19 protein-coding genes are annotated in these 20,797 nt (G+C 63.6%); 7 read left to right on the top strand and 12 right to left on the bottom strand.

The annotated features are described in order from the left end of the window. Nucleotides 1-27 precede the first annotated feature (27 nt). The 8 genes from APH25_RS11340 to APH25_RS11305 all read right to left on the bottom strand — a co-directional run bounded on the left by APH25_RS11340 (nucleotide 28) and on the right by APH25_RS11305 (nucleotide 7,739). Entirely contained in the window at nucleotides 28-834 is an 807-nt protein-coding gene (locus APH25_RS11340) for a CpsD/CapB family tyrosine-protein kinase (RefSeq protein ID WP_060481992.1), read from the bottom strand. Between the two features lie 10 nt (nucleotides 835-844). Beyond that, a complete protein-coding gene (locus tag APH25_RS11335) occupies nucleotides 845-2,407 on the bottom strand; it encodes a Wzz/FepE/Etk N-terminal domain-containing protein (protein WP_060481991.1) in 1,563 nt (520 codons plus the stop codon). Nucleotides 2,408-2,426: 19 nt separating this feature from the next. Next, nucleotides 2,427-3,542, bottom strand: a complete 1,116-nt coding sequence (locus APH25_RS11330) for a hypothetical protein (RefSeq protein ID WP_060481990.1) — start codon at nucleotides 3,540-3,542, stop codon at nucleotides 2,427-2,429. Nucleotides 3,543-3,567: 25 nt separating this feature from the next. Continuing rightward, entirely contained in the window at nucleotides 3,568-4,125 is a 558-nt protein-coding gene (locus APH25_RS11325; protein ID WP_028634086.1) for a polysaccharide biosynthesis/export family protein, read from the bottom strand. Nucleotides 4,126-4,374: 249 nt separating this feature from the next. Further along, nucleotides 4,375-4,551 (bottom strand): EPS-associated small membrane protein EppA, encoded by a 177-nt coding sequence (gene eppA / locus APH25_RS25675; protein ID WP_169338815.1) that lies wholly within the window; start codon nucleotides 4,549-4,551, stop codon nucleotides 4,375-4,377. Nucleotides 4,552-4,777: 226 nt separating this feature from the next. Further along, the gene (locus APH25_RS11315) at nucleotides 4,778-6,235 is read right to left on the bottom strand and encodes a short-chain fatty acid transporter (RefSeq protein WP_177331170.1); all 1,458 of its coding nucleotides are present in this window, start codon (nucleotides 6,233-6,235) and stop codon (nucleotides 4,778-4,780) included. A 113-nt stretch (nucleotides 6,236-6,348) separates the two neighbouring features. Further along, nucleotides 6,349-7,005: a CoA transferase subunit B gene (locus APH25_RS11310; protein WP_028634089.1), complete on the bottom strand. Its 657-nt coding sequence runs from the start codon at nucleotides 7,003-7,005 to the stop codon at nucleotides 6,349-6,351. A 35-nt stretch (nucleotides 7,006-7,040) separates the two neighbouring features. After that, entirely contained in the window at nucleotides 7,041-7,739 is a 699-nt protein-coding gene (locus tag APH25_RS11305; RefSeq protein ID WP_028634090.1) for a CoA transferase subunit A, read from the bottom strand. 142 nt (nucleotides 7,740-7,881) lie between these two features. Between APH25_RS11305 and APH25_RS11300 the strand changes: the two genes are divergently transcribed. Continuing rightward, complete coding sequence (locus APH25_RS11300; RefSeq protein ID WP_060481988.1) at nucleotides 7,882-8,787, top strand: LysR family transcriptional regulator; 906 nt, start codon at nucleotides 7,882-7,884, stop codon at nucleotides 8,785-8,787. After that, the gene (locus APH25_RS11295; RefSeq protein WP_060481987.1) at nucleotides 8,775-9,596 is read left to right on the top strand and encodes an aldo/keto reductase; all 822 of its coding nucleotides are present in this window, start codon (nucleotides 8,775-8,777) and stop codon (nucleotides 9,594-9,596) included. The genes APH25_RS11300 and APH25_RS11295 overlap by 13 nt, the downstream gene beginning before the upstream one ends. 31 nt (nucleotides 9,597-9,627) lie before the next feature. On the opposite strand, the gene APH25_RS11290 is transcribed toward APH25_RS11295, so the two are convergent. From APH25_RS11290 to lexA, 4 genes are read right to left on the bottom strand one after another with little or no spacing between them, the layout of a single operon-like run. Continuing rightward, entirely contained in the window at nucleotides 9,628-12,708 is a 3,081-nt protein-coding gene (locus tag APH25_RS11290; RefSeq protein ID WP_060481986.1) for an error-prone DNA polymerase, read from the bottom strand. Then, on the bottom strand, nucleotides 12,705-14,123 hold the full coding sequence (locus APH25_RS11285) for a DNA polymerase Y family protein (RefSeq protein WP_060481985.1): 1,419 nt from the start codon (nucleotides 14,121-14,123) through the stop codon (nucleotides 12,705-12,707). The genes APH25_RS11290 and APH25_RS11285 overlap by 4 nt, the downstream gene beginning before the upstream one ends. 6 nt (nucleotides 14,124-14,129) lie before the next feature. Beyond that, nucleotides 14,130-14,750, bottom strand: a complete 621-nt coding sequence (gene imuA, locus APH25_RS11280) for a translesion DNA synthesis-associated protein ImuA (RefSeq protein ID WP_060481984.1) — start codon at nucleotides 14,748-14,750, stop codon at nucleotides 14,130-14,132. Further along, nucleotides 14,750-15,367, bottom strand: a complete 618-nt coding sequence (gene lexA, locus APH25_RS11275) for a transcriptional repressor LexA (RefSeq protein WP_060481983.1) — start codon at nucleotides 15,365-15,367, stop codon at nucleotides 14,750-14,752. The genes imuA and lexA overlap by 1 nt, the downstream gene beginning before the upstream one ends. A 91-nt stretch (nucleotides 15,368-15,458) precedes the next feature. Between lexA and APH25_RS11270 the strand changes: the two genes are divergently transcribed. The 5 genes from APH25_RS11270 to uvrA all read left to right on the top strand — a co-directional run bounded on the left by APH25_RS11270 (nucleotide 15,459) and on the right by uvrA (nucleotide 20,795). Next, a complete protein-coding gene (locus tag APH25_RS11270; RefSeq protein WP_060481982.1) occupies nucleotides 15,459-16,124 on the top strand; it encodes an HAD family phosphatase in 666 nt (221 codons plus the stop codon). Nucleotides 16,125-16,162: 38 nt separating this feature from the next. Further along, nucleotides 16,163-16,291 carry a hypothetical protein gene (locus APH25_RS25910; RefSeq protein ID WP_256217515.1) on the top strand — a complete coding sequence of 43 codons (129 nt, stop codon included), beginning with the start codon at nucleotides 16,163-16,165 and terminating at the stop codon, nucleotides 16,289-16,291. A 56-nt stretch (nucleotides 16,292-16,347) separates the two neighbouring features. After that, nucleotides 16,348-17,835, top strand: coding sequence for a DASS family sodium-coupled anion symporter (locus tag APH25_RS11265; RefSeq protein ID WP_060481981.1), 1,488 nt, complete (start codon nucleotides 16,348-16,350; stop codon nucleotides 17,833-17,835). A gap of 48 nt (nucleotides 17,836-17,883) precedes the next feature. Further along, nucleotides 17,884-18,102: a YgdI/YgdR family lipoprotein gene (locus APH25_RS11260; protein WP_028634099.1), complete on the top strand. Its 219-nt coding sequence runs from the start codon at nucleotides 17,884-17,886 to the stop codon at nucleotides 18,100-18,102. A 179-nt stretch (nucleotides 18,103-18,281) separates the two neighbouring features. Continuing rightward, entirely contained in the window at nucleotides 18,282-20,795 is a 2,514-nt protein-coding gene (uvrA, locus tag APH25_RS11255; protein WP_060481980.1) for an excinuclease ABC subunit UvrA, read from the top strand. Nucleotides 20,796-20,797: the final 2 nt, after the last annotated feature.

Here is a 20,797-nt window from a genome sequence, read left to right as displayed (position 1 = left end):
GAGCTGCGCTCGCTCCTACGGGGGAAATCAATAATACGTCCGTGGCTTCTCGTCGGCCTTGTTCAGCACCGTCCCCAGCAAGTTCACCGTCCCCAGGTGATGCAGGCAATCTTCGATTTCCTTCTTGTTGTTCATGCCATTGGCCACCACCAGCAGCACACAGTCGAACTTCGGCATCACGGTGATGGCGTCGTCCGAACTGAGCAACGGCGGCAGGTCGAAGATGCAAATGCGCGACTCATACCGGTTGCGCAGCTCCCCGATCAGATGGTTCACCTTAGGCGAGCACAGCACTTCGGTGGACATCGGCACCGGCACGCGGGTGGGTAATACCACGAACCGGGGCAAGGTGGGGTTGACCAGGCAATCCTGCAGCGGTGCCTGATCGTTCAGAAACTCGTTGAGCGAACGCTCCATGGGCAACCCCAGCGTGCTGCCCACCTTGGGCCGACGCAGGTCGAAGTCCACCAGCAAGGCGGTCCTGGTGGTGTGGTGGGCGATGCTCATGGCCAGGTTGATCGCCAACACCGTCTTGCCCGCTTCCGGCGTGGGCGAGGTGATGGCCAACGTGCGCCAGCCGTTTTCTTCCATCGCCCTGAGCACCTGGGTGCGCAGCAGGTCGATGGGGCCGTTCATCACCGAGTTCTTGTTGTAGGCAACGATACGGTGGCGCTCCAGATGGTCTGCGCGCAACGCGACCACCTGGGTGTTCACGTAATCGAACTGCCCCGGCACCTCGGCCAAGCCAGTACCCGGTGTGGGTGTGACTGCCTGGGGTGTACCGGGGGTGACGGGGTGCACGTCATTGCCTACAGCGGGCTTGATCCTGTCCATCACTGCTTCCCTATGCAAATTTGGACGTGAATTTGAGCAGCAGTACATCCAGTGGCATGTAGAACAGGTGTATCAGCACCAACAGGATAGCCGCCAGCACCAAGGCTGCCAGGATCAGCCCGTTGCGCCAGCGCTTGCGCCGGGCAACGTCGGCCCGCGTATCAATGTATGGCAGGGCCACCAGCACACGCTTGCCCAACAGGTTTTCCAGGGCGCCGACGCCCCGCACCCGCTGGTTGAGCAATTCAAGCAGCACCACCAACGCCCCACCCCCGGCAGGTGCCAGCACCAGGCCCAGTGCGGCGATTTTCTTGCGGTTGGGTTTGATCGGCTTCTCGGGCATCAGCGGCGGCTCCAGCAGCACGAAGCGCTCGGCCTTGTTTTCCTGCTCCAGGCTTTCGGTGATCTTGGCACCCATTTCCTTGGCGCGGATTTCCTCGTACTTTTTGCGGGCGTTGTCGTGGTCGCGCATCAAGGTCACCAGCCCACGTTCAACCTGCGGAGCCTCCAGAATCTCGGCTTCGTAGCCTTCCATCTTCTTGGTCAGCTCGCGCTTCTGGTCAGCCAGCGACGTGATGCGCTCCTGGGCAGCGCTCATCTTGGCGCGCACCCGTGCAGCATCAAGGCTCACAGTGGAAGCCACGGCAGTAGGGTTGCCGCTGGCCTCCAGGGCCTGGATCTTGCGCTTCACCGCCACCACGTCTGGGTGGGCCTCCTTGTAACGCGTCAGCAGGCGCGCGTATTCGGCTTTCAGGCTGGCAAGGTCCTGGGGCTGGTCGGCACTGGCGGGCCGGGCGGCATCACCGGTTTTGGTGGCAAGGCCAGCGTTGGCGGCCGACAGCTCCAGTTCCAGGTAACGTAGTTCTTCTTGCGCGGCCTTGTAGTCGCGGTCCACTTCACGAAACTCCAGCTCTGAGCGGGACAACATGTTCATGCGCAGGGTCTGGTGTTCGGGCAGGGCATTGGCATGGGCCTGTTTGAAGTCGGCCAGCTGGTTTTCCAGGCTGGCGAGCTCAGCACCCAACTTGTCTGCCTCCTGGGTAAGAAACTCGGTGGTTTCATTGGCTCGCTCTGTGCGCTGCTTGAGGTTTTCGTTGAGGAACAGCGTCACCAGTTCGTCGGTAACCTGCTTGGCGACTTCGGGCTGGCGATGTTCGAAGGACACGTTGAACGCCACGGTGGCCTCGCCACGCCCCCTCACGAACGTGGTCAGGGGCTCCACCACGATGGCATTGCGCAGTTGGTCGATCTTGTCGCCTTCACTCAGGCGCTTGTCGGCGAACAGGCCGTACTTGTCGATGATGCGCAGCAGGTTTTCCCGTGTCATCACCCGCTGGCGGATCAACTCGATGCGCTCATCGGCAAAGGTGGTGGTGTTGGTGGACACCAGCTCAGGCGAAATCTGCTGCGATTCCACCAGGATGGTGCCGGTCGACTGGTAAATCGGCGGCACCATCAACGCTACCGCTACGGTGGCAGCCAGAATGACCGCTGCACTCACCCCCAGCACCAGGGCCCGTTCCTTGATAATGGCGATGTAATCTCTGAGAGACAGCTCGTAGTCGGACTTCATGGGGCCACCTGCCATGGGTTCAGATGTCGGGGTACCTGTACGTCAACGTCAAACCAACGATCGTGGCGGTGGCATCACCCTGAAGGTCCTGCTGCCGCTCCTTGCACATCAACGATAGACGCAGGTCCCAATAGGGCGAGAACTGCCTGCTGGCCCACACGCTGTACATCTGCAAGGTGTTGGGGATCTGCCCTTTGCTGTCCTGCCAGGCGGCGTCGGCGCCCACGCGGGTCAATTCATCAAGCGCATAACTCCATACGCCTCGGACCTGGTCGAGCTGGGCAAAGCCACCTTGGGCGCTGGCTACGGTACTGCGCTCCACCGTCAGGCTGGCGTCGGTCCGCGCCCCGGTATACAGCAGCGACACACCGCCCTCCCCGCGGCGGCCGCCCTGAGGGCCAGACACCTTGTTCACGCCCAGGTGGGCATCGGCACTGACGTTCTCGGAGATCCGGTACTTCACACCCACCGCAGGGCTGTAGCTGTTGGAGGCTGTGGCGGTGAGGTCCTGCTCAGGCTCGTAGCGCCGCACGCCAAAACGGGTATACACATCGGCCCGCTCGCTCCAGGCATACGTCCAGGTCGAAACGTTCGCCAGTTCGTCGTAGCCGGTCAGGCTGCTGATGTCGTAGCGAGCACGGTTGAAGGTGGTTTCGTTGCTGAGGGTGCTGCGCTCGGTGATGGCCTGGCTCCAGTTACCGCTCAGCGTGTAGAGCTTTTGCGTACCGTCGGTGGTCACCACACCGGTATCGAGCACCGTGCCCGACAAGGTGGAGCTTTCGTTGTAACGGGCCAGTAACCCGAACTGCCCGCGCTCGGTAGTGCGCTGCCAGCCCAGGCTGATGTCCGGGTCCTCGCGGTTGTCGACCACGTTGGTGTTGGATGAGCGCAACACGTGCAGGCCCAGGCCGAATCTCAATTCGTCGCGGTCAAAGTTGCCGATCAACGTGTAGTCGGGGGCGATGAGCGTGCGGGTCACGCCTTTCTCGCCCGAGGGCAACAACAACGGGTTGCTGTCGTATTCGACCGACGTGGGGACAACTACGGTGGATTGCCAAGTTGCTGCCAGCGCGCTGCCGGTAAGCGGCAACGCCAGGAGTGCCGTTGCAATGCGAGTTGTTTTTAGAAAAGGCATTGAATGTACTTATTTGAAGGCAGGATCAAGGAACGACCAGCGTGTCGCCAGCCTGAAGTTGGAAGTTGGTCGACATGTCACGACCCGACACCAGGTCCTTGTATCGCACGGGCAGGATCCTTTGGGAAGCACCGCTGCCGCGCACTACCTTTATTTCGCTTTCATCGGCAAACTTGTCCAGCCCGCCCGACATGCTCAGGGCCTGCAACACTGCCGTGGGCCCGGCCATTTGCACAGGGCCGGGTTTGATCACCTTGCCCTGTACATACACCAAGTTGCCGGCGATGCTTTTCACCACCACGCTCACATTCGGGTCTGGGAGGAATTTCTCGAGTTTGGTGGCGACCTGTTTTTCCACCGCTGTCACGTCCAGGCCGGCAACATCGATGCGCCCGGCGAGGGGGAAGGTAATGCTGCCGTCCGGCAACACCGTGGCTTCCTGGCGCAGGCTGTCTTCCTGCCACACGGAGATCATCACCACATCGCCAGGGCTGAGCAGATACGCTGGCGCGCTTTGCGCCGCCATGCCCTGCCCCGACCACGCTACCAGCAAGCCTACGACGGCAATCAATGAACGCACCATGAGGGTCCCTCCGGCCAGATGGCCCGACTTAGAGCACTGAAGAGAACAACACACCGACTCTCGCTCCGCTTCGCGGGCCTACACCCCGCGACGGCCTGAACTTCGTCCTGAAGGCCCTTGCAACACCCTGCGTTACTTGCCCAGTGACCCTGTATTAACCGGGGGTACTGGCAATATAGCAATGGTTGGCAAATTCACAAGCCAGGTGCCCTGCAGGCCCACCGTGAACATGCAGCCCGGTACAGCTGTTCAAATCTTTCTTCTATTGGCCACCGCCACGAAGCCCACCACGGCAAATGCAAAGAACCAGACCGCCGTTGAAACAGGAATGATACTGGTCTGGTTGATATACGAATCGGCCGCCCTCGCCGCCCCGCTCAACAGCACCAACAAGAAGAGGGATTTGATAATCAGTGTCGTGCGCATACGCCCCGTCCTTTTTAACAGGCTATTCAATGAGTTATTGGCGCGATGATGCGGGATTTGCTGCGGTGTTGATCTGAGCTTATGGGCAGGGTGCTATTACGTCAATGATCCGACACCATAATATAAATCAATGGAGGTCGAGCGAATTAGTCAAAAAAACGACACCCCCTTTCGGCGGCCCATGGGCATGGGCCACCTCGACATCAGGCGTTTGTTTAGGGGAGACCTAGGGCATCACAGGGGGCACGTATTGCAACGTGGCCCCCAACGCCCAGAGCAGAAACAGCACCAGCGGAACATGCACCAGCAACTGCACGAAGGAGAAACCGATCAGGTCACGCGCCTTAAGCCCCAGTACCCCGAGCAGCGGCAGCATGTAGAACGGGTTGATCAGGTTGGGCAGCGCTTCGGCCGCGTTGTAGATCTGTACCGCCCAGCCCAGGTGGTACTGCAGGTCATTGGCCACCAGCATCACGTACGGTGCCTCGATGATCCACTTGCCACCCCCGGAAGGGATAAAGAAGCCCAACACCGCCGAATACACGCCCATCAGTACCGCATAGGTGTCGTGGGTGGCGATCTGGGTGAAGAACAGCGAAATGTGGTGGGCCAAGGTCTGCTCGTCCAGGCCTTTCACCTGCGTGAGTATCGCCGCGATCGAGCCGTACAGCGGAAACTGGATCAGTACGCCCGTGGTGGTGGGTACCGCCCGGGCAACAGCATCCAGGAAACTGCGCGGGCGCCAATGCAGCAGCGCGCCCACCATGATGAACAGCAGGTTATAGGTGTTCAGCCCGGAAATGGCGGTGATCGCCGGTTTGCTGGCGAACTCCTGGTACAGCCAGCCCGCAGCCAGCGCCACCAGCAGCAGAATCAGCAAGGGGCTGTGCTCCAGCCATTCGCCCGGCCGGGTGCGCTGGGGGGCAGGCGGTGCGCTGAAGCTGGGGTCGACACCACAGTCGGCGGCGCTGCGGGCGCTGTTGGGCCCGGGCGCAGTGGCGTAGGCGATCACCAGCGATACCAGCACCAGCGCTGCCAGCATGACCCCGGACTGCCACAGGAAGATGGTTTCGGTGAACGGAATGACCCCGGTAATCGACAGGATCGACGGCGGCAGGCTGGCGGGGTTGGCCTGCAGTTGGGCCGCCGAAGATGACAGGCCGAGCGCCCACACGGCCCCCAGGCCCAGGTAGGCGGCGGCGCCTGCGGCTCGGTAGTCCATGCTCAGGTCGGTGCGCCTGGCCAGGGCACGCACCAGCAGCCCACCAAACACCAGTGACAGCCCCCAGTTGAGCAGCGACGCCAGCATCGAGATCAGTGCGACCCAGCACACCGCCGTGCGGCCATTGCGCGGGATACGTGCCAACCGGTCGATCAAGCGCGCAGCAGGGGGTGAGCTGGCGACCACATACCCGCCTATCACCACGAAGGCCATCTGCATGGTGAAGGGGATCAGGCTCCAGAACCCGTCACCAAACGCCTTGGCGGTATCCAGTGGCTTGGCCCCCATGGCCAGGGCACCGATGCATACTAGCAATACCGCCAGCGCGGCGAATACCCAGGAGTCTGGGAACCAGCGTTCGGCCCAGTTGGAACAGCGCAAGGCAAAGCGGGCGGAGCGGCTGTCTTGAATTTCAGCGGCCACAGTGTCGTTCCTTTTATTGGTTTTATCGGGGTGCAGCATTTTCAGCTAACAACAACCAAACCCCGCAGCAACAGGCGTACCCGCGCATACGCCGGTGCAAACACCGGATAATGCGCGGGTGGGCCTGCGGCTGCGGGGCTGCAGGGTATGGCTTAGAAGGTCATTTCCTTCACATCATCGGCCACGATCAACTTGCCGGCGGTTTTCGCCACGATCTCCTCGATGCTCACACCTGGCGCTGTCTCGCGCAGGATGAAAGCGCCGTCTTCGATCTCAAGATAGGCAAGGTCGGTGAGCACTTTGCGGATACAGCCCGCACCGGTCAGGGGCAGGCTGCACTGGGGCAGCAATTTGGACTCGCCATCTTTGGAGGCGTGGGTCATGGTGACGATGATGTTCTCGGCACCCGCCACCAGGTCCATGGCGCCGCCCATGCCTTTCACCAGCTTGCCGGGGATCATCCACGAGGCGATGTTGCCGTGCACATCCACCTCGAAGGCGCCCAGCACCGTCAGGTCTACATGGCCGCCGCGAATCATGGCGAAGGACTGCGCCGAATCGAAGATCGACGCCCCTACCCGGGCGGTGACGGTTTGTTTGCCAGCGTTGATCATGTCGGCATCGAGCGTGCTCTCGGTGGGGAATTCGCCCATGCCCAGCAGGCCGTTCTCCGACTGCAGCATCACATCCATGTCTGCCGGTACGTAGTTGGCGACCAGGGTGGGGATGCCGATGCCCAGGTTTACGTAGTAGCCATCTTTCAGTTCACGGGCGACGCGTTGCGCCATTTGTTCGCGGGTCAGTGCCATGGTCAGGATCTCTTTGTTGTTCTGGAAGGTGGCACTCAGGCCTTGACGGTGCGCTTTTCGATACGTTTTTCGAAGGTGCCGACAATGACCCGGTCCACGTAAATGCCTGGGGTATGGATTTCGCTGGGCAGCAACACGCCAGGCTCGACGATCTCTTCCACTTCCACCACGGTGACCTTGCCAGCGGTGGCCGCCAGCGGGTTGAAGTTTTGCGCAGTGTTGCGGTACACCACGTTGCCGTAGTGATCGGCCTTCCAGCCCTTGACGATGGCGAAGTCACCGGTGATGGATGCTTCCAGGATGTACTTGCGACCGTTGAATTCGCGCACCTCCTTACCTTCGGCAACCGGGGTGCCGTAGCCGGTGGCGGTGAAGAATGCAGGGATGCCAGCGCCGCCGGCGCGCATTTTCTCGGCAAGGGTGCCCTGGGGGGTCAGCTCCACCTCCAGCTCGCCGCTGAGCAGTTGGCGTTCGAACTCGGCGTTTTCACCCACATAAGAGGCAATCATCTTGCGAATCTGATGGCCCTCCAGCAAAACACCCAGGCCAAAGCCATCCACACCGCAGTTGTTGGAAACCACGGTCAGGCCTTTGACGCCGCGGCGCTTGATTTCCTGGATAAGGTTTTCGGGAATACCGCACAGGCCAAACCCACCGGCCAGTACCGTCATGTCATCGGTCAGGCCTTCGAGGGCCTGTTCGTAAGTTGCAACGCGCTTGTCCAGTCCGGCCATGCTGATCCGCCTTTTGTAGTTGTAGAACCGACGAGGCTGTCGGTGAGCGTGTGTACACATCTTCACCGCAAGCAACTGATTTGTTAATTTTGTTTTCGTCATCGATTGATAACGTTTACAAATCAAAGCATAGGCGAGCCCCATGAATGTCAAACAGCTGCGTGCCTTCGTCACCGTGGCCAAGTTCCAGAGCTTCGCCCAGGCCGGGGAACACTTGCACATTTCCCAGCCGGCGCTGAGCCTGACCATCAAAGCCCTGGAAGAAAACCTGGGGGGCGCCCTGCTCACCCGCACCACGCGCAGCGTCAGCCTTACGGCCGAAGGCGAGGTGCTGCTGCCGCTGGCCCGGCGCCTGCTGGCCGACTGGGATGACACCGAAGAAATGCTCCGCCAGCGTTTCACCCTGCAACTGGGCCGGGTGTCCGTTGCGGCCATGCCCTCGTTTGCCGGTAACCTGCTGCCCCACTCCTTGAAGGTATTCCGCCAGCGTTACCCGAAAGTGAACGTGACCGTGCACGACGTGATCAACGAGCAGGTACAGGAACTGGTGCGCCATCGGCGCGTCGAACTGGGCATTGGCTTCGAACCCGACAATATCGATGGGCTGCATTTCCACCCGCTGTACATGGACCGCTTCGTGGCGGTGGTGCCCGCCGAATCGCCGTTGGCCCGTTTGGCCCAGGTCAGTTGGGCGCAACTGATGGCGGAAGATTTCGTCGCCCTGCAACGCCCGTCGGCGGTACGGCTGCTGATGGAGCAGAACGTGGCGGCGCAGCATGGCCGGTTGGCGGTGGCGTTCGAAAGCCACCAACTGTCTACCGTAGGGCGGATGGTGGCCAGCGGCCTGGGTGTGAGTGCGGTGCCGGCGCTGTGCATCAACCAGATGCAGGAGCTGGGCGCCTGTTGTGTGCCATTGGTGCAGCCCACGGTCGAGCGACGTATCGGCGTGATCGCCCTGAGCGAACACAAATTGTCTACCGCAGCGCAGGCGCTGCTCGAGGTGCTGCTTTCCACTACCCGAATACCGGAGGTGACATGCGTAACGTGACACTGGCAGGCCAACAGGTGCCCTGCATTGGCCAAGGCACTTGGTACATGGGGGAAGACCCGGCGCAGAAAACTGCAGAAGTGCGGGCCTTGCAGCAAGGCATCGACTTGGGCATGACCCTGATCGATACCGCTGAAATGTATGCCGAGGGCGGGGCCGAGCAGGTGGTCGGGCAGGCGCTGGTCGGCCGGCGCGACCAGGTGTTTCTGGTCAGCAAGGTGTACCCGCACAACGCCAGCAGGCGCGGCATGGCGGCAGCGTGCGAGCGCAGCCTGGCGCGGCTGGGCACTGACTGCATCGACCTGTACCTGCTGCACTGGGCAGGCCAGCACCCGTTGGAAGAAACGGTCGAAGCCTTCGAGCGCCTGCGCGAGCAAGGCAAGATCCGTCGTTGGGGCGTGTCCAACTTCGATGTGAACGACCTTCAGGAACTGCACGGCACTGGCTGCGCTACTGATCAGGTGCTGTACAACCCGGCGCAGCGCGGCATCGAGTTCGACCTGCTGCCATGGTGCACACAGCAGGCCATGCCGATCATGGCCTACTGCCCCTTGGCCCAGGCCGGGCAATTGTTGCAGCACCCGGTACTGCGCCAGGTCGCTGAACGGCACGGCGCCACACCCGCACAGGTGTGCCTGGCCTGGGTAACGCGGCAAGACACGGTTGTGGCCATCCCCAAGGCGGTTGCGCCAGAGCACGTAAGGCTCAATGCCGGTGCCGGGCAACTGGCCCTGATCCAAGAGGATCTACAAGCGATTGACCAGGCCTTCCCGGGCCCGGTACGCAAACAGCGCCTGGCGATGGTGTAAACCCGCGTTGGCGAGCGGCCTGCAGTGGCGGTCAGTGGAAGTCGCGGCTGCGCACATCCAGGCCCTGCAGCAACTGGCTGACATCCTCCAGCCGCCGGGCGACCAGGTGCCGCACGCCATTTTCCTGCTCCAGCCGCCCGCTGACCTTGAGCAGCTGCGAGCCCACCAGGGCCCGCCGCTGCCGTTCGGCCAGGTCGCGCCATACCACCACATTGACCATGCCGTGTTCATCTTCCAGTGTGACGAATGTGACGCCGCTGGCGGTTTGCGGGCGCTGCCGGCCCACCACCAGCCCCGCCATGGCAATGGCATCACCGTGCTCCACACCCGCCAGCTCACCGGAGCTGCGGCAGCCCAGTGCGCGCAGCCGTGAACGCAGCAGCGTCAGCGGGTGCGGGCCCAGGGTGGTGCCGAGGGCCTGGTAGTCTGCCACCAGGTCTTCGCCCACCGTTGGCGCGGGCAGCTCAACCCGCGCTTCCGGTGCTGCTTGCACGTTCGCGAACAGGGGTAGCTGCGCCTGCACGGCGGCCACTTCCCAACGGGCCTGGTGCCGGTGGCGCGCCAGCGAGCGCAAGGCACCGGCGTCAGCCAGGTGCGCACGGGCGCGGCTGCCCAGTGCAGCGCGCAGGCACAGGTCTTCTACATCTCGCCAAGGTTGCTGTGCCCTCGCCTGCTCCAGCCTCAACGCATCGGCCTCGGCCAGGCCACGGACCAGGCGCAACCCCATGCGGATGGCCAACACGCCCTGCGGGCAAGGCTCAAGGCTGCAATCCCAGTGGCTGTGGCACACATCCACCGGGCGCACGTCGATCCCCTGGCGACGGGCCTCCTGCAGCAACTGGTCGGGGCTGTAGAAGCCCATGGGCCAGCTGTTGACCAGGGCACAGGTAAAAATGGCCGGCTCGTGGCACTTCAGCCAACTGCTGGCGTAACACAGCAGGGCGAAACTGGCGGCGTGGGACTCGGGGAAGCCGTAGCTGCCAAAGCCCTTGATCTGCTCGAAGATACGTTCGGCAAAGGCCACCTCGTAACCGTTGCGCAACATGCCCTGCAACAGGCGCTCACGGTGCGGTTCCAGCCCCCCATGGCGCTTCCAGGCGGCCATGCTGCGGCGTAACTGGTCTGCTTCGCCGGGGCTGTAGTCGGCGGCAACCATGGCCAGCTCCATCACCTGTTCCTGGAACAACGGCACACCCAGGGTTCGTTCGAACACTTCCTTCAACTTGGGCGATGGGTAGGTGACAGGCTCCTGTTGCAGCCTGCGGCGCAGGTAGGGGTGCACCATGTCGCCCTGGATCGGGCCGGGGCGCACGATGGCCACTTCGATGACCAGATCGTAGAACGTCTGTGGCCTCAGCCGCGGCAGCATCGCCATTTGCGCACGCGACTCGATCTGGAACACGCCCATGGTCTCCGCCCGGCTGATCATGGCGTAGGTGGCTGGGTCCTCCGGGGGGATGGTGGCCAGGGTAAGCGTGCGGCCCCTGTGCTGGTACAGCAGGTCGAAGCACCGGCGCAGGGCACTGAGCATGCCCAGGGCCAGCACGTCGACCTTGAGCAGGCCGACCATGTCCAGGTCGTCCTTGTCCCACTGGATCACCGTGCGCTCGGCCATGGCTGCGTTCTCCACGGGCACCAGCTGGTGCAGTGGCTGTTGGGAGATCACGAAGCCGCCGGGGTGCTGCGACAGGTGGCGAGGGAAGCCGATCAGCTCGCCGGCCAGTACCAGTACCCGGCGCAGCGAAGGGCTGGCGGCATCGAAACCCGCCTCCGCCAGGCGTTGCGGGTCCGGGATGCGGTCGGTCCAGCGCCCGCAACACTTGGCCAGGGCATCGACCTGGTCGGCGGGCAACCCCAGCACCCGCGCCACATCCCGCACGGCACCGGCTGCATGATAGGTATTGACCACTGCCGTCAACGCAGCGCGGTGCCTGCCGTAGCGACGGAACACATACTGGATCACTTCCTCGCGGCGGTCGTGCTCGAAGTCCACATCGATGTCGGGCGGCTCGTTGCGCTCGCGGGACAGGAACCGCTCGAACAGCAGGCGGTGTTCCATCGGGTCCAGCTCGGTGATGCCCAGTACGAAACACACCACCGAGTTGGCCGCCGAACCCCGGCCCTGGCAGAGGATGTGCTGGCTGCGGGCAAAGGCGACGATGTCGTGCACCGTAAGAAAGTAGCTTTCGTAGCCCAGTTCTTCGATCAGGCCCAGTTCCCGCTCCAGCACGGCCCGCACCTTGGTAGTCGGCCCTGTGGGCCAGCGCAGCGGCAAGCCCTGCTCGCACAGGTGACGCAACCAGCTCGCCGGCGTATGGCCGCCTGGCACCAGTTCCTGGGGGTAGGTGTAGTGCAGTTCGCTCAAGTCAAAGTGGCAGCATTGCGCAATAGCCACGGTATGAGCGAGCAGATCGGCCGGATAGAGTTCAGCGAGCTGCTCTTGAGCACGCAAATGCCGTTCGCCGTTGGCGAACAGGAACCGCCCCGCTTCGGCAACCGTGCAGTGCTGCCGAATGGCCGTCATGCAGTCCTGCAACGCGCGCCGACCGCGTATGTGCATGTGCACATCACCACAGGCAACCGCAGCGATGCCCAGCGTGCGCGCCAGGCCTAGCAGGCGCTGCAGCCGCTGGGCATCGTCGTGGTGGCGGTGCATATGCACGGCCAGCCACAGGCGCTGATTGAACAAACCCTGGAGCCACTGCCCGGTGGCTGCGTCGCTGGTCTCATCAGGCACCCACAAGGCAAGCAGGCCGTAGGCGTGCGCTTGCAGGTCGTCACGCAACAGCTGGTACTGGCCTTTGGCAGCTCGCCGCCGCGCGTGTGTAATGAGGGCACACAGGTTCTGGTAGCCGGCCAGGTCCTGCACCAGCAACACCAGCTTGGGGCCGTCGTGCACCTGCACTTCACTCCCCACGATCAGCCGCAATTGATGCTGTTTGGCCGCCTGCCAGGCACGCACGATGCCCGCCAGCGTGCACTCATCGGTGATGGCCAGCGCCTCGTAACCTAGCTCACGTGCACGCCTGAACAGCTCATCAGCACTGGAAGCCCCACGCTGGAAGCTGAAGTTGCTCAGGCAGTGCAGTTCGGCATACCCCGTCATGCTCATGCAAACCAGCCTTGCAGCCACAACGGGCCACCCTGGCTGAGGTCACGGTAGGCCCAGCCGCGCAGGCCTTCACGGGTTTCTATGCGGTAATAGTCGCGGCGCACGTCCCCCCCATCCCACCAGCCGGACTCTATGCGCTCGGCCTGCCCCTGCACCTGATACGCCAGGCCATCGAGCAACGTGGGCGTGGCCAGCAGCCAGCCCGGGCGACTGCCCGGTGCGACCGGCATGTTGCCCAGGGCCCCCTGCTCGACCGCCTGCCAGGCATGCTCGGGCCGGTGATCGGCGGCGGCAAGCAGCCCCTTGACGGCTTCATCGCCAAGGCGTGCACGCAGGCGCTCGCGCAGTTGCTCCCAAGGTTGTAGCTGCTGGGCACGAGGGTCGAACAAGGCCTGGTGCTGGGGCACAAATGGGGGTAGGTCATCTGCCACCAGGCGCAGGTTACGCACCGGGGCCGGCAGGCGCAGTGGCTCCAGGCGACCACGGGCCAGCTCCAGGAGCATGCCGGCGTCACGCTCGGCGGCCAGCAGGCCGACGTCGAGCTGGGTATCGGCGCCCTGGGCATGCTCCAGATACACGCGAAAACGTTGCACACCGCAGTCACGCCCCGCCAGGAAGGCGGCCAGGTCATTGAGCATGCGCCGCAGGGGGAACAGCAGCGCCTGGTGTGACGCCACGTCGAAATTCAGCTCCAGCCGGGTTTCGAAGCGGTCTGGGGGCTGATAAAAGTCCAGCCCCAGGCTGCGCAGGCCCAGTAACTGGTCAAGGTGCAGTTGCACCTGGGCAGGAAAGCGCCTGGCCAGGGTGCTGCGGGGCAGCGCCAACACCTGGCCTAGCTGCTTCAAGCCCATGCGGGCGAACGCTTCGGCGGCGTCGGCTGGCAGCCCAAGCCGTTGCACCGGCATGCTCAACAGCGCCATGCGCGTGGCATCTGCGTCGCTGACCGCCAGGCCATCATGAGCATTGGCCAGTATGCGCGCGGCGACCGGGTTGCTGGCCAGCACGATGCGCTGGCGCAGGCCCAGCTCGGCCAGTTCCTCGCGCAAGCGTGCCTGAAACGCGGGCCAGGGGCCGAACAGCTTAAGGCTCGACCCCACCTCCAGCAGCAGTGCCCGGGGGTAATGCAGGCTGACCTGGGCGCTGAACCGATAGGCCCAGGCAGCCAGCAAGTGCTGCAGGGCATCAATGCGTTTGGCATCCACCTCGAGGCAGGTGAAGGCCTCAGCCAAGGCCCGTGCCGCCGTCAGGGTTTGCCCCGCCCGCAAGCCCAGTGCAGCCGCTGCCGGGTTTACGGCTTGCAGTACCCGCCTTTGGGCGGGGCCGCCCAGCAGCACCAACGGCGTGTCAGGGTCGTCGCGCTCGCGCAGGATGCTGTCCAGCGCCAATTGCGGGAACACGATGCAGGCCCAAAGCATGCTGCATCAACCCTGCCCGGGGCAGGCGATGGGCATGGCAGGCGGCATGCCCCCACGGCTTTTGATCACCCGCCATTGCGCTGGCCGTGTGTCGATGGCGATGCGCAAGGCCGCGGGCGAAGCATTCAGCTGCGCCTGGTGCGGCCGGCAGGCAAACGCCAGTGCCTGGCCGGTTTCGGCCGCCACCTGCAGGCGCCGCAAGGCCCGATCATCAGCCCACTCGGGCCAGCACACCACCGCCGCGCAGCTGCCTGAGCGCAGGCATTGTTCGGCCGCCCACAGGGTGTCTGCCTGCTCGGCATCCACCTGTACCAGCCAGCGCAAATCAATGCCGGCCGCCTGCCAGGCCGGCGCAAACGGGATGAACGGCGGTGCCACCAACACCACACGCCCGCCTTCGGCGGTGAGCCGTGCCATGGCGGGCCACATCAACTGCAATTCACCACAGCCGGGGCTGGCCAACAGCAGCTCGGTAAGGGCCGCAGCCGGCCAGCCACCTTCCGGTAGACGTTCGTCCAGCCGGGCATGCCCGGTTGGCTGCAATGCCTTGGGTTGTACCTGTGCCTGGCGCCCACGCCATACCCGACGCTGGTCGAGCAGCCGGTCCAGATCGACGACAGCGCCCATCAGTCGCGCCTCAGCAGGCCGCAGAAGATGCCTTCGATGAAGAACTCCTGGCCAGGCTGCACGTCGATTGGCGCATAGGCGGGGTTGCGGGGCAGCAGGCGATAGCCCTCACCCAGGCGCTGCAAGCGCTTGATGGTGACCTCGCCGTCCAGCCGGGCGACCACGATCTGCCCGTCGCGGGCGTCGCCCTGCTGGCGAATGCCAACCAGGTCGCCGTCAAAAATCCCGTCGCCGATCATCGAGTCGCCCCGCACCTTGAGCAGGTAGTCGGGCGTGCGCCGGAACAGGCTCGGGTCCAGCAGCAGCTGCTCGTGGATGCCAAGGTCCGGGCCGATGGGCGCACCCGCAGCCACCTGGCCCAATACCGGCAGCTCGAGGATTTCCGGGCGGCGTACCGGCTTCGCCAGGCGGATGCCCCGGGCCTGGTTGGGGGTGACGTCGATGTAACCGGCCTGGCACAGGGCGGTTATGTGCTTGCGCGCGACACTGCGCGAGGCAAAACCGAAGTGCACGGCAATGTCCGCCAGGCTCGGCGGCTGGCCTTGTTCGGTGATGCGCGCCCGAATGAATTCGAAAATGGCGCGGCGTTTGGGGGTGAGATTGTCCATGGAGCACATTTGTACTCTTTTAGTAGCACACTGAACAGCCCCCTTCGTCGTCAGGTTTGGTTATGATCCTGAAGCTCATGCGTTCACCACTGGATTGCCCATGCTCACCGCCCTGCTATTCGACCTCGACGGAACCCTGACCGACACCGACACCCTGCACTTGCAGGCTTTTCGACAGTTGCTGAACGAGCACGATGGCCGCGAACTCACCCAGGCCCAGTTCGATGCCCAGGTCAGTGGCCGCGCCAACGGCCAGTTGTTCGCCGAATTGTTTGCCGGTGCCAGCCCTGAGCAATGCAAAGCGCTGGCTGACCGCAAGGAGGCCCTGTTCCGCAGCCTTTCGCCGGCGTTGCAACCGCTGCCCGGCTTGCTGCGCCTGCTGGATTACGCCAACACGTCAGGCATGGGCATCTGCGTGGTCACCAACGCACCCCGCCTGAATGCGCAGCACATGCTCGGGGCCATGGGCCTGGCCGAGCGGTTCGAGCACGTGGTGGTGGCAGACGAACTGGCCCGCCCCAAACCCGACCCCCTGCCCTACCTCACCGGCTTGCAGTACCTGAACGCCGAAGCGAGCCAGGCCCTGGCCTTCGAAGACTCCCTGCCCGGGGTCGCGGCGGCGCATGCAGCAGGCATTTTCACGGTGGGGGTTGCGACCACGCAGACGCCGGAGCGGTTGATGGCTGCGGGTGCGGGGTTGGTGATTGACGATTTTGAAGCGCCAGCTTTGTGGGCGTTGTTGGCCAAACGCGGTGAGGCGGGCTGACGGATGCGCCGTCTGCCACGCCCCAGGGCCTACGCAAGTTGCCGAACCAGCTGATCGACATCAAGAGCGAGCATGCCAGCGAGCGTATTCTGGCGTTGACTGGCGGCAGTGCTGAAGACGTTGCCATTGAAGCAGTGCGTCACTGGGGCGCGGCCTACCGTCAGTGAGTGTGAGCTGCGCAGCCACGCGCGCTCGAATCTCTTAACTGTACTGCGAGAATCCCATGAGTGAACGTGCCTCACCCACCACCGCGCCACAGCCGCTACGTTTTCCGCCTGGACTGATCGTCGCGGTGCTGGCCATGGTGATCGTACTGTGCCTGCCACTGCCCGAAGCATTACCGGTCGCCGGGCAGCGGATGCTGGCAATACTGGCATTCGCGGTGACGGTGTGGGTGACCGAGGCGGTTTCCTACGAAGCCAGTGCCATCATGATCACCTCACTGATGGCGGTCTTGATTGGCATGGCGCCGACGCTGCAGGACCCCACCGTCATCTATGGCTCATCGGCCGGCGTGTCGATGGCCCTGAGCGGTTTTTCCAACCCGGCTTTGGCGCTGGTGGTCGGCGCGCTGTTCATCGCGGCGGCCATGACCCACACCGGCCTGGACAAACGCATCGCCCTGGTCACCCTGACCAAGGTCGGCGCCAGCACCCGGCGCATTCTGTTCGGCGCCATGCTGGTGATCGTGCTGTTGAGCCTGGTGGTGCCCAGCGCAACGGCCCGCAGCGCCTGCGTAGTGCCCATCATGATGGGCGTCATCGCTGCCTTTGGCGTAGCCAAACGCTCACACATCGCCGCCGGCCTGATGATCATCGTCGCCCAGGGCACCAGCATCTGGAACGTCGGCATTCAGACCGCTGCGGCGCAGAACCTGCTGACCGTAGGTTTCATGGACAAGATGCTCGGCCAGCGCGTGTCGTGGATTGACTGGCTGGTTGCCGGCGCGCCCTGGGCAGTGATCATGTCGGTGGTGCTGATCGTGGTGGTGCTGAGACTGCTGCCGCCTGAGAGCGACAGCGTGCCAGGCGGCCTGGACGCCGTGAAACAGAGCCTGGCCGAACTCGGCCCCATGACCGACGCGCAGAAGCGCTTGGGCATGGTTTCGCTGCTGCTGTTGCTGGCCTGGGCCACTGAAGGCAGGTTGCATGCGTTGGACACCACGACCACCACCTATGCCGGGCTGGTTATCCTGCTGTTGCCTCGTTTCGGCGTGATGACCTGGAAAGACGTGCAGTCGCGCATCCCGTGGGGCACGGTCATCGTGTTCGGTGTGGGTATCAGCCTGGGCACCGCACTGCTGACCACGCAGGCCGGCCAGTGGCTCGGCGCACAAGTGGTCAGCCACACCGGGCTCGACAGCATTTCACCACTGGGCGTGTTCGCGATACTCAGCGCCTTCCTGATCGTCATTCACCTGGGCTTTGCCAGCGCCACCGCACTCACCTCGGCGCTGCTGCCGATCCTCATGGCCGTGCTGCTTACACTACCCAGCGAATTCAGCCGGGTCGGCATGACCATGCTGCTCGGCTTTGCCGTCAGCTTTGGTTTCATCCTGCCGATCAACGCCCCGCAGAACATGGTCTGCCTGGGCACCGACACCTTTAACCCCAAGCAGTTCGCCCGTGTCGGTATACTCGTCACCCTGGTTGGCTATGTGCTGTTGCTGGTGTTTGCCAGCACGTACTGGAGCTGGCTGGGTTGGATCTGAAGTTCAACGATCCCCTAACGGGTCACATTTCACACCTGGAGCCTTGTCATGAATTCGCTCAAACGCATCTTCGTCACCGTGGGCCTGTGCCTTCTGGCCGGATGCGCAACACCTTCCTCGATGATCCTCAAAGACGGTCGCGAGCTGCAAACACTGGATACGCCGAAGTACGACAAGCAGAGCGGCTTCTTTGAGTTCAAATTGCTGGACGGTAAGCCTCAGAAAATCAACCGGGATTCGGTGTTGACGATTCGCAACCTGAAGTAACCCCTGCATGCTTTAACAACGGCGCCCGCGAAGCCCCTCGCCTTCGTGGGCGTTGTCGTATGCATCAACACCCACGAAGGCGAGGGGCTGGGTACGCGCTTAATCTGCGCAGGGTGGATGCTGTACTCCATCGACTTTACTGGTAACGTAAATTCACCTTACCGCCAAAGACTGCCCCGATGACACCACGCCCCCTCCCCCCTAGCGGTTTCATCCAGGTCCGCGGCGCCCGCGAGCACAACCTCAAGAACATTGATGTAGACATCCCACGTGACGCCCTGGTGGTGTTCACGGGCGTATCTGGCTCGGGCAAGTCGTCGCTGGCATTTTCCACGTTGTACGCCGAAGCCCAGCGCCGTTATTTCGAGTCCGTGGCGCCCTACGCCCGCCGCCTGATCGACCAGGTGGGTGTGCCGGACGTGGATGCCATCGACGGCCTGCCGCCGGCAGTTGCCCTGCAACAGCAACGCGGCACGCCCAGCGCACGGTCTTCGGTCGGCAGCGTGACCACGCTGTCCAGTTCCATCCGCATGCTCTATTCGCGGGCCGGGCAGTATCCGGCCGGGCAGCCCATGCTGTATGCCGAGGATTTTTCTGCCAACACACCCCAGGGCGCCTGCCCTGAATGCCATGGCCTCGGGCGGGTGTACGAGGTCAACGAAGCCACCTTGGTGCCGGACCCGTCGCTGACCATCCGCGAACGGGCCGTGGCCGCCTGGCCCATGGCGTGGCAGGGGCAGAACCTGCGCGACATCCTGGTGACCCTGGGTTATGACGTGGATGTGCCCTGGCGCGACCTGCCACAGGCGCAACGGGACTGGATACTGTTTACCGAAGAAACGCCCACCGCGCCGGTGTATGCCGGCCTGACACCTGCACAGACCCGCGCGGCACTGGAACGCAAACAGGAACCGAGCTACCAGGGCACGTTCATGGGCGCCCGGCGCTATGTGCTGCATACATTCATGCATTCCCAGAGCGCGCAGATGCGTAAACGCGTCGCCCGGTTCATGCGTCCAAGCCCCTGCCCTGCCTGTGGCGGCAAGCGTCTCAAGCGCGAGGCACTAGGTGTGACGTTCGCCGGGCTGGACATCGCCGAGCTGTCGCAACTGCCCCTGCAGGCACTGGCGCACCTGTTGCGCAAGGTGGCTGCGTCCGACTACCTGACACAGCACGGTGAACTGACCGTAGAGAAGCGCCTGGCCGCGCAACGGATCGCGCACGAAGTGCTGGACCGCATCGAAACCCTGCTCGACCTGGGGTTGGGCTATCTGGCACTGGAGCGCAGCACCCCCACGTTGTCGTCTGGCGAGCTGCAACGCCTGCGCCTGGCTACTCAGCTCAACTCACAGCTGTTCGGCGTGGTCTACGTGCTTGACGAGCCCTCTGCGGGCTTGCACCCGGCCGACAGCGAAGCCTTGTTCGATGCCTTGGTGCGGCTCAAGCAGGCAGGCAACTCCGTGTATGTGGTGGAGCACGACCTGGATACCATGCGCCGCGCTGACTGGCTGGTGGATGTGGGCCCTGCGGCTGGGGAGAACGGCGGCAATATCCTGTACAGCGGCCCGCCACAAGGGCTGGCACAGGTGAAGGCGTCGTGTACGGCGGCCTACCTGTTCGGCGAGCAGACCAAGGCCAGCCCTGAGCGCCGCCAGGCCAAGGACTGGCTGACCCTCGAAGGGGTGACTCGCAACAACCTTACCGACCTGAGTGCAGCCTTCCCGCTGGGCTGTTTTACCTCGGTGACAGGTATTTCGGGCTCGGGCAAATCAAGCCTGGTGAGCCAGGCGTTGCTGGAGCTGGTGAGCGCACACCTGGGCCAGGGTGAACCTGCCGGCGACCCCGCGGAACAGAGCCTGGAAGATGAACCGGAACAGGCCAGCAGAGGCCATGTGAGTGCAGGCCTCGGCAGCATCAAGCGCCTGGTGCAGGTGGACCAGAAACCTATCGGCCGCACACCCCGCTCCAACCTCGCGACGTACACCGGTTTGTTCGACAATGTGCGCAAGCTGTTCGCCGCCACTGAACAGGCCAAGGCGCAGGGGTTCGACGCCGGGCGGTTCTCTTTCAATGTGGCCAAGGGCCGTTGCCCCACATGCGAGGGTGAAGGGTTCGTCAGCGTCGAGCTGCTGTTCATGCCCAGCGTGTACGCGCCCTGCCCCACCTGCCATGGGGCCCGCTACAACCCCGAAACCCTGTCAGTGACTTGGCAGGGCATGAACATCGCCCAGGTGTTGCAACTGACGGTAGACCAGGCCCTGCGGGCGTTTGCCGAGCAGCCCCCCGTGCGGCGCTGCTTGCAGGTATTGCAGGATATCGGCCTGGGGTATCTGCGCCTGGGCCAGCCAGCGACCGAGCTGTCTGGCGGAGAGGCCCAACGGATCAAGCTGGCCACCGAGCTGCAGCGCACGGCACGCGGCGCGACCTTGTACGTGCTGGATGAGCCCACCAACGGCCTGCACCCGCAGGACATCGACCGCCTACTGGTGCAGTTGAACCGGCTGGTGGACAGCGGGCACAGCGTGGTGGTGGTCGAGCATGACATGCGCGTGGTAGCGCAAAGCGACTGGGTGATCGATATTGGGCCGGGTGCCGGCGATGCTGGGGGCAAGGTGGTAGCGTGCGGCACGCCGCAGCACGTAGCCCGCTGCGACGGCAGCCGCACCGCAGCATTTCTGGCCAAGGCGCTGTAACA

This window comes from Pseudomonas sp. NBRC 111119, assembly GCF_001320125.1.
In the GTDB taxonomy this organism is placed as follows: Bacteria; Pseudomonadota; Gammaproteobacteria; order Pseudomonadales; family Pseudomonadaceae; genus Aquipseudomonas; species Aquipseudomonas parafulva.
This window is presented reverse-complemented; position numbering and strand designations above follow the sequence as displayed.